This window comes from Veillonella sp. 3_1_44, from assembly GCF_000163715.1.
Taxonomy (GTDB): domain Bacteria; phylum Bacillota; class Negativicutes; order Veillonellales; family Veillonellaceae; genus Veillonella; species Veillonella parvula_A.
On sequence record NZ_GG770200.1, the window covers coordinates 177,788 to 193,470 of the forward strand.

General features: G+C 38.5%; 19 protein-coding genes. 17 read left to right on the forward strand and 2 right to left on the reverse strand.

The genetic code is table 11. The annotated features are described in order from the left end of the window. Positions 1-25: 25 nt before the first annotated feature. The 9 genes from HMPREF0873_RS04455 (at position 26) to HMPREF0873_RS04495 (ending at position 7,285) form a co-directional block, all read left to right on the forward strand. A complete protein-coding gene (locus tag HMPREF0873_RS04455) occupies positions 26-601 on the forward strand; it encodes a TonB-dependent receptor (protein ID WP_038125639.1) in 576 nt (191 codons plus the stop codon). 449 nt (positions 602-1,050) lie between these two features. After that, complete coding sequence (locus tag HMPREF0873_RS04460; RefSeq protein WP_008714640.1) at positions 1,051-1,587, forward strand: flavin reductase; 537 nt, start codon at positions 1,051-1,053, stop codon at positions 1,585-1,587. A gap of 708 nt (positions 1,588-2,295) precedes the next feature. Beyond that, positions 2,296-2,739: a hypothetical protein gene (locus HMPREF0873_RS04465; protein ID WP_038125642.1), complete on the forward strand. Its 444-nt coding sequence runs from the start codon at positions 2,296-2,298 to the stop codon at positions 2,737-2,739. Beyond that, complete coding sequence (locus HMPREF0873_RS04470) at positions 2,739-3,338, forward strand: DNA-3-methyladenine glycosylase I (RefSeq protein ID WP_038125644.1); 600 nt, start codon at positions 2,739-2,741, stop codon at positions 3,336-3,338. Before HMPREF0873_RS04465 ends, HMPREF0873_RS04470 begins: the two co-directional genes overlap by 1 nt. A 450-nt stretch (positions 3,339-3,788) precedes the next feature. Next, positions 3,789-4,505: a DUF554 domain-containing protein gene (locus HMPREF0873_RS04475; protein WP_008714647.1), complete on the forward strand. Its 717-nt coding sequence runs from the start codon at positions 3,789-3,791 to the stop codon at positions 4,503-4,505. Between the two features lie 356 nt (positions 4,506-4,861). Continuing rightward, positions 4,862-5,146 carry a type II toxin-antitoxin system RelE/ParE family toxin gene (locus HMPREF0873_RS04480; protein ID WP_004694505.1) on the forward strand — a complete coding sequence of 95 codons (285 nt, stop codon included), beginning with the start codon at positions 4,862-4,864 and terminating at the stop codon, positions 5,144-5,146. A 16-nt stretch (positions 5,147-5,162) separates the two neighbouring features. Beyond that, the gene (locus HMPREF0873_RS04485; protein WP_008714649.1) at positions 5,163-5,483 is read left to right on the forward strand and encodes a HigA family addiction module antitoxin; all 321 of its coding nucleotides are present in this window, start codon (positions 5,163-5,165) and stop codon (positions 5,481-5,483) included. An 86-nt stretch (positions 5,484-5,569) separates the two neighbouring features. After that, on the forward strand, positions 5,570-5,923 hold the full coding sequence (locus tag HMPREF0873_RS04490; RefSeq protein WP_005384960.1) for a Spx/MgsR family RNA polymerase-binding regulatory protein: 354 nt from the start codon (positions 5,570-5,572) through the stop codon (positions 5,921-5,923). A gap of 588 nt (positions 5,924-6,511) precedes the next feature. After that, complete coding sequence (locus tag HMPREF0873_RS04495; protein WP_008714651.1) at positions 6,512-7,285, forward strand: hypothetical protein; 774 nt, start codon at positions 6,512-6,514, stop codon at positions 7,283-7,285. Positions 7,286-7,406: 121 nt separating this feature from the next. On the opposite strand, the gene pgtP is transcribed toward HMPREF0873_RS04495, so the two are convergent. Next, positions 7,407-8,729, reverse strand: coding sequence for a phosphoglycerate transporter protein PgtP (pgtP, locus tag HMPREF0873_RS04500; protein WP_004694513.1), 1,323 nt, complete (start codon positions 8,727-8,729; stop codon positions 7,407-7,409). A 313-nt stretch (positions 8,730-9,042) separates the two neighbouring features. Between pgtP and HMPREF0873_RS10060 the strand changes: the two genes are divergently transcribed. After that, entirely contained in the window at positions 9,043-9,300 is a 258-nt protein-coding gene (locus HMPREF0873_RS10060; protein WP_038125646.1) for a cation-translocating P-type ATPase, read from the forward strand. Continuing rightward, a complete protein-coding gene (locus HMPREF0873_RS04510; protein ID WP_232192010.1) occupies positions 9,245-9,856 on the forward strand; it encodes an HAD-IC family P-type ATPase in 612 nt (203 codons plus the stop codon). Before HMPREF0873_RS10060 ends, HMPREF0873_RS04510 begins: the two co-directional genes overlap by 56 nt. A 184-nt stretch (positions 9,857-10,040) precedes the next feature. On the opposite strand, the gene HMPREF0873_RS04515 is transcribed toward HMPREF0873_RS04510, so the two are convergent. Further along, positions 10,041-10,631 carry a nitroreductase gene (locus HMPREF0873_RS04515; RefSeq protein WP_008714653.1) on the reverse strand — a complete coding sequence of 197 codons (591 nt, stop codon included), beginning with the start codon at positions 10,629-10,631 and terminating at the stop codon, positions 10,041-10,043. A 380-nt stretch (positions 10,632-11,011) separates the two neighbouring features. Here HMPREF0873_RS04515 and HMPREF0873_RS04520 point away from each other — a divergent pair, with 380 nt between their 5' ends. The 6 genes from HMPREF0873_RS04520 to HMPREF0873_RS04545 all read left to right on the forward strand — a co-directional run bounded on the left by HMPREF0873_RS04520 (position 11,012) and on the right by HMPREF0873_RS04545 (position 15,585). Continuing rightward, a complete protein-coding gene (locus HMPREF0873_RS04520; RefSeq protein ID WP_008714655.1) occupies positions 11,012-11,530 on the forward strand; it encodes a MarR family winged helix-turn-helix transcriptional regulator in 519 nt (172 codons plus the stop codon). Between the two features lie 154 nt (positions 11,531-11,684). Further along, complete coding sequence (locus HMPREF0873_RS04525) at positions 11,685-12,083, forward strand: hypothetical protein (protein ID WP_038125650.1); 399 nt, start codon at positions 11,685-11,687, stop codon at positions 12,081-12,083. An 89-nt stretch (positions 12,084-12,172) separates the two neighbouring features. After that, positions 12,173-12,943 (forward strand): carboxymuconolactone decarboxylase family protein, encoded by a 771-nt coding sequence (locus HMPREF0873_RS04530; RefSeq protein ID WP_008714656.1) that lies wholly within the window; start codon positions 12,173-12,175, stop codon positions 12,941-12,943. A gap of 9 nt (positions 12,944-12,952) precedes the next feature. Then, positions 12,953-13,579, forward strand: a complete 627-nt coding sequence (locus HMPREF0873_RS04535; protein ID WP_008714657.1) for a site-2 protease family protein — start codon at positions 12,953-12,955, stop codon at positions 13,577-13,579. A 342-nt stretch (positions 13,580-13,921) separates the two neighbouring features. Next, positions 13,922-14,155: a (2Fe-2S)-binding protein gene (locus tag HMPREF0873_RS04540; RefSeq protein WP_004694527.1), complete on the forward strand. Its 234-nt coding sequence runs from the start codon at positions 13,922-13,924 to the stop codon at positions 14,153-14,155. Between the two features lie 284 nt (positions 14,156-14,439). Beyond that, positions 14,440-15,585 carry a glycoside hydrolase family 3 protein gene (locus HMPREF0873_RS04545; protein WP_008714658.1) on the forward strand — a complete coding sequence of 382 codons (1,146 nt, stop codon included), beginning with the start codon at positions 14,440-14,442 and terminating at the stop codon, positions 15,583-15,585. Positions 15,586-15,683 lie beyond the last annotated feature (98 nt).

Here is a 15,683-nt window from a genome sequence, read left to right on the forward strand (position 1 = left end):
TATAAGATCGTTCAGGAGAGAGAACATGAAAAGAAAATACATGATTACGGGGCTTGTTATCGGCCTGCAATTGGTAAGTGGTTATAGTTATGTGACAGATGCAAGTTGGTTGAGCAAAACGTGGGATCGCCTTGAAACAAATGCAGCGAAACAGTCTTACGATTGGCCGAAAGCTGAGCAATATAGACATTATAGTATTGGTCAGTATGTAGGTGAGAGATTGCCACAAGAAGAACTTATGGTGCTTGGAGTTCCATTAGGTAGTACTTTTGATGCGGTGAAAGCCAGTCTAGGCCAACCAACAAAGGAAACTAGATATGGCTTATCCTATGGTGGGGTAACTTTTGGTAATACTATATTGGGAGGTATGGATAATACTGTTACGTATATATCGATTACGAATCGTGATGCGGTAACTTATAGAGGAATAGCTGTGGGAGACTCTATGAGAAAAGTCTTAAAAGTTTATGGGCGCCCAGATTACATTGATTATGATGATCGTTGGTTTTATGGATTATTACAATATAGAACTGATATGATGAACGGCATACAATTTGAACAAAAAGGCGATAAAGTCAGTAAGATTTTGATTTATAAATGATTATATTCTTACCATATCTATGAAAAAAGCCGAGCTTTTAATTCATAGAATTAGCTCGGCTTTTATTACTGTATTCATATATTTGTATAATATAATGCTTATTGTATCGCATATTAGTTCGCTATATAATAAGCATAGGATAGTTAGACGAGGTTGGGCCTCTCTTCGTCATCGAAGGGAGGGATAAGCCTATGAGTGATTATGAAATAATCATGCTCTTATTACAGGTGATAACTGTGGTTATTGCTTTTGGAGCTTTAATAGCGCTTATTTGTCTCACAAAAGACAAATAGCCCTTCGTTATCTTAGATGATTCGATAACTGAAAGGCCATTTCTCAAGCTTTTTTGTTTTCAGAGATGAGCCTGACGGTATGACTCGTCTGACTATCTACCTATATTATAGGGGTAAAGATTTATATCGTCAAATTGAGATAAACTGGAGGTTCTTATGAAAGCATTTGAAACAAAGGATTATAAAGCTTTTACCATGTTTGAGAATCGTTGGGCTCTTGTTACGGCTGGAATGCTTGATGATTTTAATACATGTACGGTTAGTTGGGGCAGTATGGGCAACATATGGGGCCCTAATGGTGGCGATATATCCACGGTGACAGTGTACATTCATCCAGCGCGTTACACTCAAGAGTTTATGGCGAAATATGATACCTTTACAGTTAGCTTTTTCCCTGAAAGTTATCGCAAGGCTCTTGGTTATTTAGGTTCTCATTCTGGCCGCGACGAAAATAAGGTGGCAAATTCTGGACTAACGCCAGTTGCGGCAGGCGATGGGGTAACTTTCAAAGAAGCAGAGTTAACTTTTGTATGTAAAAAGCTATATGAACACCAATTCGATGAAGCCTATTTGGCAGAAAAGGTAAAAGATTATTACGCATCTAATCCTGCTGTATATACACAAGCTGGGCATGATCGTTGGGAACCACATTATATGTACATTGGCGAAGTAGTAGAGGCTATAGAACAATAGAAATATAGAACAATAGAAATATAGAATAATAGTTGTTTAGTTAATAGCTACTTAGCAAGATAGGGCAGAATGCATAATAGATAGATCCTATATAACATATGATTGTGTAGACGATAGATAAAATAAATACAGATAAATAAACGACAAACAAAAAAGGCAGCCCTGAGCTGTATCCCCAAAAATTGGACACAATTTTTGAGAGGTACAGTTTACGTTAGGGACTGCCTTTTTTGCTATTTTTATCAAAAGGAGAAAGTGAGACGGTATTTACTACCTGCATTTATAATAACATAGTTAATGAGTATAAAATGCCACATATTATTGGAATAAATTTATCTGATTTGAATCCTATATTTTTTAGAGCCCATGATTAAGAGAGGTCATGACTTTGATGAAAAATGAATATACAAGAGCTGACTACAGAAAATGGCTTATATAGTGACTTCTTTTATTAATCAGTACTATAAATAGTGTAAATTGATAAAATTTTTATAAAATATAATCCCACAAGAACTACAAAATCTGATATAATATTAATATGAAAATCGATGTATGTAAGGACTAAAAATGGTGTGTATGAAGTGATTTTCTAACCTAGAAAATCGCTATGTCCTTGGTATTCAGTCGATATAATCGGAATGTTGTATATATGAAATGACTACGCAAATGCGTAGTTTTTATTATTTTTTGTTTGGTGTAGGTAGTCCCATGAGTGTAGTGAAGCCCTTATTATGGCTATTAGAACCGTATATCGTATATAAAGCCTATTTGTGGGGTGCCCGTTTCATGGCACAACCCTTCACGTGGGAAGGTGAATTAGATTGGTTTGCTTTTATGTTAACCCTATTGCTCGTCATTGATGTGGTGGCGTTGCCCTTGGTGATCTTCTATTGCCCTGGTTTGAATCCTGGGGTACGTGCTCCAGACTGGATTCGCCGTTTAGGAACGCCTATTTACACCGTCCATAATTGGCTTGATAGTAAGGTAGGGGGCGACACATCTACGCCGATTGTATGGCTTCGTAAAGCCTTGCATTCCTTGCTTTTATTCATTTATTATCTAGTGCCATTTTATGTGGGTGGTCATCTCGTAATGGGCCTCGTAGTAGCGCTCATGTATGACGTCCTCGTATGGGCTCATGGAGGTGTGTGATGACGACTTGTGAATGGCCGACGACGCCTTTATATCAGGATTACCACGATTACGAGTGGGGCCGACCAATTCATGATGACCAACATCAATTTGAACATCTTTGTCTTGAAAGTCTCCAATGTGGTCTCAGTTGGCTTACGATTTTGAATAAACGGAACATCATTCGAGAATGCTTTGATCATTTTGATATTGATGCGGTGGCTGCTTATGGTGAAAGTGATATTGAACGCATCATGCAGACGGAAGGGATGCTTAAGCATCGTTCTAAAATTGAAGCTATTATCAATAATGCTGCTGCTTTTAAACGTATTCAATCTGAATTTGGTTCGTTCTGCAACTATATTTGGGGATTTACCAATCATAAAACGATTATTTATGAAAACCATCCAGAAGGTCATTTCCCTACAAAGAATGGTTTATCTACGCGGATTAGCAAAGACCTAAAGACGAGGGGCTTTAAGTTTGTAGGCCCTGTCACAATTTATTCGCATCTACAAGCCAGTGGCCTCATCAATGATCATGGTAAAGACTGTCCTTGCTTTGAGGAGATTAATAAAACCGCAGATATCATACGTTTACCTGTAGACGATGAAGCGTAAGGGAGATAAGCATAGATCGGTTAACAATAGTTTTTGCGCATACTTGTGTTTACATAATTGAATTTGTTGTTATGTGGAATTGGGTGTACACTAAAGTCGATGAGGCGATAGCGACTCATCTCATGTCGGCCCGCTTTATATATAAACACATATACTCTCTCTCTCCTAAGCGGGTCTATCATTAGTTCTCTCTCAACGCTATAAACTATACAGAGCCTCTATCTTTATTGGATAGAGGCTTTTTGCTGTATATAATGCTATAAAAGGAGTCATACTGTATTAGGAAAACCTATAGCAGCATTAATCAGGCTCTATGTATGGTCCTAAAAAACTTTAATTAATCCAATTTCAACTATATATTTTACGCCATATAAATTGATTTATTTCGATATGATTGCTATACTGAAGTAAATTGATAGTGTTACTTTCACAATTAAAGAAGGGAAATATATGATTGGTTTGGGAACGGCCATTAACATTGGCCTTATCATAGCTGGTAGCCTATGTGGCCTCGCGTTTGGTCGCTTTATGAAAGAAAATTTAAAGCAAACGCTCATGATTGTGAGCGGTATTATCGTGCTCCTCCTCGGTATGAGCGGGGCCATGCAGTATATGCTTGTCATTGTCAATGGATCTCTACAGACAACGGGCCCGCTGTTGATGATTATTAGCATGGTCGTAGGCGCCGTTATTGGTGAAATTATCGACCTTAATCATTGGATTACTGTGTTTGGTGACTGGGTGAAAGCTCGCACTGGCAACGCTGGTGATCCAAAGTTTACGCACGCCTTTATCACTGCATCTCTGACGTTTACCGTAGGTGCTATGGGTGTACTTGGTTCTATTCAAGACGGTCTTACTGGAAATTATCAGACATTACTTTTAAAAGGCATCCTTGACGGCATCATCGTTATGGTTATGGTATCCTCTATGGGTAAAGGGGCGCTGTTCTCCTTTATTCCTGTAGGTATTACGCAATGGCTCATCACGGCAATGGCACATATCGCAGCGCCGTTGATGACACCTAGTGCCATCGATAACCTATCCTACGTTGGATCTATTCTGATTTTCTGCGTTGGTATCGACCTCATCTGGCCTGGTAAAGTACGTATTGCAAACCTTTTGCCAGCCATCTTCGTGGCAATGGGGCTTACATTTTTGCTATAACTAGCATTATAAATAATACATAGATTTTTATAAGAGACCTATATTCTCTCAACCTTTAATATGTATTTTATACATGATACGGTCGAGGATGTAGGTCTTTTTACTTTTTAAAATTAATTTAGTTGAAGTGGGAATTAATGACAGTTTTAATTCAATTATGACGATAGGGTAAATTGATTACATTCCGAAATAGGTGGCCAATAGAGTCATCTCAAGTGTAGGATTTAGATGATGTTTTATAGAATCTCTTTATTAAAATTATTTGTAGAATAATTTTAATTCTATGTATAGTTATTCATCAAGTATATGTTATTGAATTATACCTGTTTAACAGGTATAATTGAAAGAGAGATTCTATGATTATCGGATTTAAGGATAAGGAAACAGAAAAAGTTTACTATCAAAGCTTTTCTAAACGCTTTTCTCCGTTTATACAAAGGTTAGCTCTTCGTAAATTACTATTGTTAGATAATGCTGAATCATTACAAGATTTACGTTGGCCACCAGGTAATCGCTTGGAGTTGTTGCAAGGAGATCGATTTGGTCAGTATAGTTTGCGGATTAATGGTCAATATAGACTGTGTTTTAAAGTGAAAGATAGTAGTAGTTTTTATGATGTAGAAATTGTAGATTATCATTAATAGAGAGGAAATTAATATGGAAAAGTTTATTCCTACACCTACCATTAGTGAAATATTAAAAGAAGAGTTTATGGATCCATTAGGACTATCTGCATATCGATTGGCTAAGGATATACATGTGCCTGTTTCACGGATTCAAGAAATATTGAATGGTACACGATCTATTTCAGCAGATACATCGTTGCGTTTAGCGAAATACTTTGATGTTTCGGAAGGGTATTTCTTGCGTTTACAGATGGATGTTGATTTGCGTACAGCAAAACTTAGTGAGGGGATGGATGAAGTATTATCCTCTATTGCACATTGTGCTTCATTAGACCCCGTAGATTGTCAATAAGAGATTGATAATTTTCGATGTATTTGGTACAATTATCTTAAATTAGTAAGTTGTTATAACATTGAATATTGATATAAGGAGAACCTATGTTATTCGTTGAATATCCTAAATGTACAACATGCAAAAAAGCAAAGAAATTCTTAGATGATCATAACATCAAGTACACAGATCGTGACATCAAGTCCGAAAACCCTACAGCTGAGGAAATTGCTGCTTGGTATCCACAATCTGGTAAGGATTTGAAAGCATTCTTTAATACGTCTGGTATGATTTACCGTGAACAACAATTAAAGGATAAATTGCCAAACCTTAGCGAAGAAGAAAAACTAGCTTTATTAGCATCTAATGGCATGCTTGTAAAACGTCCTATCTTGGTTCTTGAAGACAAAGTACTCGTTGGATTTAAAGAAGCAGAATGGATTGAGGCGTTGAAGCTCTAATTTCATAACCTTGGGTCAAAGCCCCTATCTCTAAAAGCCTCCATAGCGAGCTAAGTCATTTTTAGAGATAGGGGCTTTTCCTTTTATATGAAATTAGGATCTTCAACTAGTGCCTATTAAAATGAGCTCCATAGAGAGCTAAGTTGTTTTTAGGGACTTGTTCTTTCTACGTTTTAATAAAGAAATTAGAGCTCACAACTAAGGCCTCTTTACGGCTAAGTCATTTTTAGAGATAGGGGCTTTTCCTTTTATATGAAATTAGGATCTTCAACTAGTGCCTATTAAAAGGAGCTCCATAGCGAGCTAAGTCGTTTTTAGGGACCTGTTCTTTCTACGTTTTAATAAAGAAATTAGAGCTCACAACTAGGACCTTTTAACGGCTAAGCCATTTTTAAAGATAGGGGTTTTCATTTATTAAAAAATTTGATTTGTATATTTCTTTTATGTTTTGTATAATGATTACACCATAGAGATACCCCTATAGGTATTTTAGGCGTTAGCAATATAAGTGTTAATAGTATTAATTATAGAAGTAAAAGGTATTTCCGGATTAAGTAAGGCCGGTATTTCATTTATAGAGAGGTCTATATGAAGTTTTTACAGTCTTTATCAGCGCAGGTGTCTCTGCGTACGCAGGGGGCTATTTTGGCACTCGGCTTGTTATTTATTATATTAGATGCGCTTACGGAGCCTATGAACCCAGCTATTGATTTGGCGTGGGTAACGGTCATCATTTGTGGCTTGCCATTGCTCATCAATAGCGTGCAAAGTATTTTGGATCATTTAGAGATTCACGCTAATTTTCTCATCGTGATAGCTATGGTGGCGCTTATTGCGATCGGAGATTATCATACGGCGGCTTATGTAGGACTCATCGTACATGGTGGCTTTTTCTTAGAGCAGCTTATTACGGGCGACGTACATTATACATTGGATGATGATATGTTGCCGACCATGCCTACACAGCTTGTAGCCTTGCGTCAGGGCATCAACAATTATTCATCTGTTATTGTTGTGGCTGTCATGTTGCTTTCCATGGGTTCCTATGCATTGACGCAGAACTTTATGCATACCATTACATTGCTAGTTATCCTTTGCCCATGCTCTTTGGAACTCGTTCTTGTGGCACTCATGATGGGTTCTCTCGTAGATGAAAACTCTCCAACAGCGGGGCTTTCAAAAGAGGCGAAACAATGCCATTTGGGTTTACTCATCGTGTCCATTTTGTTCCACGTTGTCATTATCGGTGCTGGTGTGTTAGGATCTATCAATCCTGTAACGGCCGCTGCATTGCACGGCTTGGCGCGACTCGGTCTCGTGTATAATTTGAAAGTATTAAACGGCTCCTTGTGCGTCGCATAAATAATTAAACTCCCCTAGTAATCATAAGTATTACTAGGGGAGTTTTGTATATACAACAGTGAGTTGCACAGTATGTATTTTACATTACGTATTATATGGTATGTATTATACAGTACATATTCTATTGTTGTCCTTTGTCTCCAAGGGTGAGGAGTAGGAATACGATGGATAGGATACATGCACCAACGAGGGCAATGAAACCACCATCCCAACCGTAGAGGTCAACCATGAGACCCATGAAAGCACCAGCACCGGCAGAACCGATGAGGTAACCAAGAAGGCCTGTAAGGCCAGTAGCACCACCTGTTGCTACGCGTGGCACCATATCTGCTGCTTGAAGGCCAATCATCATAACAGGACCGTAGATGAGGAAGCCGATAGCGATGAGTGCTAAGTTATCGATGAGAATATTGCCTGCAGGGTTAAACCAGTACACGAGGATCGCCAAAATAACGAATAACATAAAGCAAATCGTAGCTGGAGCACGACGGCCACGGAATACGCGGTCACTCAAGTAGCCACTTACGAGCATGCCTGGAATACCAGCCCATTCGTATAAGAAGTAAGCCCAACGGGAACCTTCTTTTGTGAAGCCTTTCACAGCGGTTAAATAGGTCGGAGCCCAGCTAACTACGCCGTAACGGATGAAGTATACAAAGATATTTGCAATCGCAAGATACCATAAGTATTTATTATGCAAAATATATTTGTAGAAGATTTCTTTAAAAGTACTTTTTTCTTCATTTTCTGTATGTGTATGAACGACTTCATGTTTGTATTCTTCGATAGGTGGTAAGCCACAAGATTGAGGCGTATCTTTCAACAATACAAAGGTAATAATCGCTAGCACGATAGAGATAAGGGCAGGGAAGAAGAAGATACTATGCCATGTACCGAATAGGTAGATGCCAAGCGTAGCAAGAGGAGCGATGATGCCGCCACCTAGGTTGTGGGAAACGTTCCACCAGGACCACCAAGCACCGCGTTCGGAACGGGAGAACCAAGTTACCATGTTTTTCGCATATGGAGGGTAGCCCATACCTTGGAACCAACCGTTTAATAAGGCAAGAACGCACATGATAGGAATACTGCTCATAACACCTGGTAAGGTGCCGAATAATAACATAACTAAAGCACTAAGCAATAGACCTACTGTGGAGAAGTATTTTGGGTTAGAGCGGTCAGACGCATTACCCATAACAAATTTACTTACGCCGTAAGCTACGGATAAGATGGTCATAACTATACCAAGATCCGCTTTGGTGTAGCCGTACTCAGCAATCATGTACGGAACAGCTAAACTAAAGTTTTGACGGATCAAATAGAATGTAGCATAACCAATAAATGTACCTGCAAAGACTTCGCGTCGAAGACGTTTGTAGGTGGAATCGATTTGCGCCTCTGGTAAACGTTCAATATGAGGAGCAGGAGAGAAAATCGACATCGTTACACATCCTTTCTACAACATGTCATTTGTAATAATACCATGTAGGGTATGTAGTCGACTATACTTAATTTTTTATTATAATAAATAGTTATTAGAAAACTGAATTATGGATAATATTAATTAGGGTGAAATAGTATTGAATAGGTTGAAAATATCAGAATATCTTCTATGTAAAAATTATCAATTTGCAAATATATATATGAATAACTGTTCATGCATTTGCGTAATGAGGCTATGCATGAATAATATAATCTTATTGAATCCGCATTCTTCCTGTACTTTTGAGTGTATATGAGTAATTGTACATATTTTGTTATTGACACAAGGTAATGCGAAAATCGTTAGCTTGGCTGACCGTTGGGCCACATGGATTGTAGTGATTGCGTTATTGGCCGCGGTTGGCACCTATGTGGTAACTGGAGAAATCATTCGTGCCGTAACCATTCTCGTTGTGTTCTGTCCTTGTGCTCTTGTATTGGCAACGCCGGCAGCGATTATGGCGGCTATTTCTAATGCGAGCCAACACGGTTTCCTCGTGCGCCGTAGTAGAGTCCTTAAACGAACTTGATGTGATGCCTGTTCTTTTAACAGGTGACCATGTGGCAACAGCGAAAACGATTGGTAAACGATTGAACGTATCCAATGTGATTGCAGACTGTTTGCCAGAAGACAAGATGGATACAGTGGCTCAATTACAACAAGACGGCAACATCATAGCTATGGTTGGCGATGGAGTAAACGATGCACCAGCCCTTAAAAAATCCGATGTGGGTATCGCCATGGGTGGTGTTGGTAGTGATATCGCGGTAGAGGCAGCAGATATCGTTCTTGTAAACGATAATGTAAAGGAAATTCCTCACTTAGTAGCATTATCTAAACGCATGATGACTACTATTAAAATTAATCTTTCTTTCTCCTTGCTTTTGAATTTCGTAGCTATCATCTTGGCAATGGTTGGTACTTTATCTCCAGTGTGGGGGGCCCTTGTTCATAACGGAGGGAGCCTTCTCGTAGTTGCAAACTCTGCATTACTATTGCGTTGGGCTTACAAATCTAACCATGTAGTAGATGATGATCATTCCGTTCTTGTGAAAGCAGCACGTAAACGCGTGTTTGAGGCTTAATAGTAGTTCATTATAAATATAAGTATGGAGTGTGCATCGATTTGATTACTAAATCGGTGAGCGTTAAAAAATAATATAGTCAATAAAAAGCGCTATCTATTCCTAACGAAACTCAAATAGAGTTGTAGGATAGATAGCGCTTTTGTTTCATTTATAGTATGAAATCGATGGTTTCTAGTCTCGATTAATCAATGTATGTTACAGGATAGCCTTTTGGCTCGATTTCGCGGCGGTTAAGGTCATTTGGTAGATCTGGGTAGCCGATAGCGAGGCTAGCGTAGACTTTTTCGTCTTCGCTAAGACCTAGTTCACGCATTTTGGCTTGGATGCGTTCATTATCTTGAAGATGACGGATTTGGTTAACCCAGCAACTGCCAAGGTCGAGTTCATTGCAAGCAAGCATCATATTTTGCATAGCACAAGATACATCAGCAAAGTTATTAGCATAGTTTGCTTTACTAGCTAATACGATGAGCACAGGTGCATTATAGTGGAATACAAATTTGCCTTCGGAGGACATCTTAATGATATTCACCATGTAAGGTAAAGTATTTTCTGTAATCGGCATTTTGCCGTATTCTTCTTGAATGAGTGTTACTAGTTCTTGAAGCACATCTTGGTTTGTAATGACCATGAAATGTGTTAATTGTGTATTACCGCCGGATGGAGCGCGTCGACCAGCGTCGAGTACTTGGTCAATAAGTTCTCGAGATACTTGATCTGCTTTAAATTTACGCGTACTATGACGAGTTTTGATGCACTCTAAGGTGTTCATATAGGCCTCCTATTATAAGTTAGCTTTGATATAGAATTTCTTTTATTATACTACAAGGAAGGACCTAGTAGGGGGCGTATTTTTACTAAGTCATCTATTAGGAGACGGTCCTGCAACGAAAAAAGATTTCATTGAAAACAGAAGTTATAACTTTCTAATTTAATATTAAAATAATTTATAAATAAAGTAACAATTTTATGGTATGATTTTTACCCATAAATTCTATAGAAGTGCCTAATTCTTAACGAATAAGAAAATAAATATTAATTAATTGACAAATTTAAAAATATCTGTTCAAAGTAGGCTTTTTGCGTTGACTGTTTACCGTAAAATTGTGTACAATTAATTAGTAGATAATTGTGTGCATATGGAGGTAGAATATGGCAGAAATTGGTGTACTTGAAGGGTACAAACATAAAGAAGATGTTCCTGATTCAGAATATTTAAGATTGGAAAACCAATTGAGCTTCCCACTTTATGTAGTGGCGAAGGAAATTGTTAATGCATATCGTAATCACTTAGATCCTTTAAATTTGACATATACTCAATACATCGTAATGATGGCATTGTGGCAATATGGTGATTTATCTGTTAAGGAATTGGGCCAAGTATTGCGCCTAGATTCCGGTACATTAACACCGCTTTTAAAGAAATTAGAAGCTAAAGCATTCTTGAAACGCAAACGCAGTCGTCAAGATGAACGCGTAGTTATGGTAACCCTTACTGATACGGGCAAAGAATTACGTGATGTAGCTGTTCATATACCACGCCGCTTGGCTGAAGCGTCAGGTCCAATTTTTGATGTAGAAGAGACACGTCAATTGCGTATGTTGCTCAATAAATTACTAGAAGCAATCGATAATGCAAACGCAAAAACAGCAGAGAACATGAAGGGCTAATTTGATACAACCTCATATGCATATATTCTGTAACCTTGGAAATCTAAAAATTTTATTAAAAATGTGATATACTATACATATAGCGTATTGTATTCAAGTCATGTGAGAGTATGACTGATTCATGATTTGCCCTCGTGGCACAAAGGAGATCATTATGAATAAAAATTTATTAGGTGCATTTGTATTAGCCGGTACATTATTAGTAGGTGGTGTTGCAAACGCAGCAAACTGGAATGGGTTAGCTAACTACCCAGAGGTTCCAAATAGTGCAAATGGTACAGAAACGTATTTCTTTGATAAAGCATCTGAGTTTAAAGGTATCGATAGCAGCCGTAACAACGTATTTGGTGTTAATGTAATTAACATGCATAATAACCAATACGGGGAAGCTACATTGTTCAAATATCTTGTTAATCCAAGCTTACATACTGTATATCGTTACGCTCCAGATGGTCAAGTTTACCAAATTCAACCTGGAACAAATGAGTTCAATATGTTCATGGCTGCTTGGAAAGAAGTATACGGCACAACTTTCGAATTCCCAGCGTTATAATTTGATGGCCCGTATCGTAATAATTACATAACTATTGCTGGTGAAAGCTCCTTTTGGGCTTTCACCAGTGTTGTTTATGGAGGTTTTTTATGTCTAAATCTGAATTTGCTCAAGCCTACACTGAGCGTATGTTCCCTGATATTGCAGCCCCAGCAGGTTATATTGATCCAGAGTTTGAAGTATTGTTTGATAATTTTGCCTTTGATGAAGTCATCACCGAAGAAGGCCGTAATGTACCGGCAAAAGATCGCTTCTTAGCCATTCTTGCAACATTAGTAGGCGCCTCTGCTGTTGATGAATATGCATTAATGCTACCGGCAGCATTAAACTTTGGTCTTATTCCTGATGAAGTGGTAGAGCTCATTTATCAAGCGGTACCCTATCTTGGCATCGGACGTGTGCGCCCATTCTTTAAGGTGACCAATAAGATTTTTGACTATCGAGGAGAAGCTATTGTTGATCCATCTCGTAGCACGATTACTGGCGAGTCTCGTCTTGAAAAAGGCGTAGAAAAGCAAGTGGAAATCTTTGGCGAGCCTATGCGTAATTCTTACCAAGAAGGGCCAGAAGATATTCGTCACATCAACAAATGGCTTGCCAATATGTTCGGCGATTACTATACGCGTAAAGGCCTTAGCGTGGCTCATCGTGAAATGATTACTTTCTGCTTCCTTGCGGCTCAAGGTGGCTGTGAAGCTCAACTCAAGGCTCATGTAGAGGGTAATTTGAACGTAGGGAACAGTAAACAATATTTGATTAACATCGCATCCCAATGCGTGCCGTATATCGGCTATCCTCGTACCTTAAATGCCCTTCGTTGCATTCAAGAAGGCTACACCGCATGGGAAGCTAAACAATAAAGGAGTTCTATGTTTGATTTAAATCCGGTTCAGATATTAGCAAGTATTCCTGCTATTATGATCGTTTTTTCTATCTTTGGATATGCAGAGGCAAAGGTAGTAACTTGGTTTGGTGATCCAACGCCGCGTCTGGCGGGACGCCTCACATTGTCACCAATGGCACACCTTGATCTAATTGGTACCATCTGTATTATTCTTGTTGGCTTTGGTTGGGCAAAACCTATGTCAATTAATCCATCTTACTTTAAAGATCCACGACGTGATATAAGCTTGCTTGCCTTTGCAGGTCCTGTGGCAGGTCTTATAGCAGGCTTCATATTCACCTTTATATATATGCTCCTTGGAAAATTAGGCCTCATGGAGTCCCAAGGTCTTGCCATGGTTATGCAATATATTATTTTATATAGTATTGGCTTATCAATCTTCTGTTTGATTCCGTTCCCACCATTGCCTGGTTTTAATATTATCTTACCGTGGTTGCCTACAGAGTGGCAGATGAGATATTACCAATTAGGGATGCTTAATTTATTATTCTTTATCATCCTTATTAATACACCCATTATTTCCATGGTTATTCGTCCATTACAACAAACGATATTTAAAATCTACTTTGCCATTATTGGGCTCATACTATAATTATATTTTGTGAAAGTTTCTACCATAAAGATAATATCTTTATGGTAGTTTTTTATAGTTTATAGATAGATTTAGCTTATCTTTACATATAATGTATTTGTAAATTTTTTTCGTTTTTTATAGTAACAATTTTACTTTTGACTGTTCTTTGGATTTTATATTAAAAACTATCGATGTAGTTCCTCAATTGTGTTATAATAAATACAGAAATCGTAAATTTTCGATATAGCAATATTATAGTGCATCACTAGATATTGTTGATATAGTAAATCGATACACTAAATCGATACACTAAATTGATACTGTATATAGATATTCAAGTGAATAAATGAGGAATTACATATGAATTTTGAAGAAAATCAAGTGCCAGAGGCGATTCTGGACAAGCTTACAAAGGTGTGCACATGCCGTAGTATTACGCGCAAAACGATTAAAGAAGCCATTTTAGATGGTGCTCATACATTTCCACAAGTAAAAGAAGCAACTCGTGCTGGCACGGGCGCTTGCGGTGGCAAAGGCTGTGGGCCTCGTATCGTAAAGCTCTTAGCGGAAATGAAAGAGCAAGGAAAAATTTAATTTGCGAAATGTGACATACACATTTTACACATCCAAAATGTAAGATACATAGTTTACACTCCAAAATGTAAACTATAATGTTTACACAACAAAAATGAAACATATAAAGATTGTTATTTGATTCTCTCAATGGATATACACGTTGGGTTTTCGAGTAACAATCTTTTTGTTTTGTAAGATGCATGTACTATACTGCTGCTTGTCGTGTATTGATTATGTTGGGCTCGTTTATATTTTTTGATATACTATACATATTACTTTTTAGAGATTTAAGGGAGGTATGCATGTTTCGACGTTTCGTAGCAGCCACTATGATTGGTGCATTAGCACTCACAACGGGCTGCGGTTTACATAATCCATTTACTTCAAAGGCAGAGCCTGTGACCTATGAGTCCGTGGCACAAAGCGAGCTTTCACCAGAGCAAAAGGTGGACAAGTTAGTGGCTAATATGTCCGATGCAGACAAGGTGGGGCAATTGTTGATGATTGGCATTCACGGCACAACGCTAAACGATGACGCTAAATTTATGCTCAACGAGTACCGTGTGGGCGGTATCATCTTGTTCGACCGTAACATGGAGTCCAAGTATCAAGTTAAAACGCTCATTGCAGATATTAATAAGGCTGGCAAAAGCGCGGGTTTAACGCCGTTGTTCCTCGGCATCGACCAAGAGGGTGGTGCGGTAGCGCGCATGGATGATAAGCTCATCAAGGTTCCTCCTGCAGAAGAATTGGGCAAGACATCTGTTGAGCAAGCGGTATCCTTAGCAAAACAGTCTGGTGCGGAACTAAAAGACTTGGGCTTTAACATTAACTTTGCTCCTGTGGCGGACTTGGGATTAACCTATGGCCGTTCTTATAGTACGAACCCTGATGAGGTCGTTCGCTATGCAGGCGCCGTTAGCAAGGCTTACGATGAAGCGGGCTTGTGGTATTCCTATAAGCATTTTCCAGGCATTGGTAAGACCGATGTAGACTTGCACGCGGATACAAGCATCGTTCCTGTATCTAGAAAAACGCTGCTTTCAGAGGACACAAAGGTATTTATAGACCTTATCAAACAGTCTAAACCGAATACCTATACAATCATGGTGTCTCATGCGATGTACCCACAAATCGATCCAGATCATCCTGCTAGTTTATCGAAAGCGATTATTACGGATTGGTTGCGCAAGGACTTGGGCTATAACGGCGTTGTGGTAACGGACGATATGGACATGGGTGCCCTTGCAAATCACTATACCTTTGGCGATATGGCGGTACAATCCATCCTCGCCGGTAGCGATATCTTGCTCGTATGTCACGAATACGAACACATGCAAGAGGCTTATAATGGCCTTATGAAAGCCGTGAAAGACGGACGTATCTCGAAAGAACGATTCGACGAATCGGTGAAACGAATCTTGCTTATGAAAATGAGCAAAATTTAGAATCATTACAATAGAAAAATATATAGTGTATACATAACGAGCTTTCAAGGATTTTATTAAACCGATAGAGAATTAATAGGTAAAGTGATTCTCTGTCG

Bases quoted from the DNA above. Each gene is read 5' to 3' on its own strand.
- HMPREF0873_RS04455 (WP_038125639.1), top strand. From the start codon at position 26: ATGAAAAGAAAATACATGATTACGGGGCTTGTTATCGGCCTGCAATTG.
- HMPREF0873_RS04460 (WP_008714640.1), top strand. From the start codon at position 1,051: ATGAAAGCATTTGAAACAAAGGATTATAAAGCTTTTACCATGTTTGAG.
- HMPREF0873_RS04465 (WP_038125642.1), top strand. From the start codon at position 2,296: ATGAGTGTAGTGAAGCCCTTATTATGGCTATTAGAACCGTATATCGTA.
- HMPREF0873_RS04470 (WP_038125644.1), top strand. From the start codon at position 2,739: ATGACGACTTGTGAATGGCCGACGACGCCTTTATATCAGGATTACCAC.
- HMPREF0873_RS04475 (WP_008714647.1), top strand. From the start codon at position 3,789: ATGATTGGTTTGGGAACGGCCATTAACATTGGCCTTATCATAGCTGGT.
- HMPREF0873_RS04480 (WP_004694505.1), top strand. From the start codon at position 4,862: ATGATTATCGGATTTAAGGATAAGGAAACAGAAAAAGTTTACTATCAA.
- HMPREF0873_RS04485 (WP_008714649.1), top strand. From the start codon at position 5,163: ATGGAAAAGTTTATTCCTACACCTACCATTAGTGAAATATTAAAAGAA.
- HMPREF0873_RS04490 (WP_005384960.1), top strand. From the start codon at position 5,570: ATGTTATTCGTTGAATATCCTAAATGTACAACATGCAAAAAAGCAAAG.
- HMPREF0873_RS04495 (WP_008714651.1), top strand. From the start codon at position 6,512: ATGAAGTTTTTACAGTCTTTATCAGCGCAGGTGTCTCTGCGTACGCAG.
- pgtP (WP_004694513.1), bottom strand. From the start codon at position 8,729: ATGTCGATTTTCTCTCCTGCTCCTCATATTGAACGTTTACCAGAGGCG.
- HMPREF0873_RS04510 (WP_232192010.1), top strand. From the start codon at position 9,245: ATGCGAGCCAACACGGTTTCCTCGTGCGCCGTAGTAGAGTCCTTAAAC.
- HMPREF0873_RS04515 (WP_008714653.1), bottom strand. From the start codon at position 10,631: ATGAACACCTTAGAGTGCATCAAAACTCGTCATAGTACGCGTAAATTT.
- HMPREF0873_RS04520 (WP_008714655.1), top strand. From the start codon at position 11,012: ATGGCAGAAATTGGTGTACTTGAAGGGTACAAACATAAAGAAGATGTT.
- HMPREF0873_RS04525 (WP_038125650.1), top strand. From the start codon at position 11,685: ATGAATAAAAATTTATTAGGTGCATTTGTATTAGCCGGTACATTATTA.
- HMPREF0873_RS04530 (WP_008714656.1), top strand. From the start codon at position 12,173: ATGTCTAAATCTGAATTTGCTCAAGCCTACACTGAGCGTATGTTCCCT.
- HMPREF0873_RS04535 (WP_008714657.1), top strand. From the start codon at position 12,953: ATGTTTGATTTAAATCCGGTTCAGATATTAGCAAGTATTCCTGCTATT.
- HMPREF0873_RS04540 (WP_004694527.1), top strand. From the start codon at position 13,922: ATGAATTTTGAAGAAAATCAAGTGCCAGAGGCGATTCTGGACAAGCTT.
- HMPREF0873_RS04545 (WP_008714658.1), top strand. From the start codon at position 14,440: ATGTTTCGACGTTTCGTAGCAGCCACTATGATTGGTGCATTAGCACTC.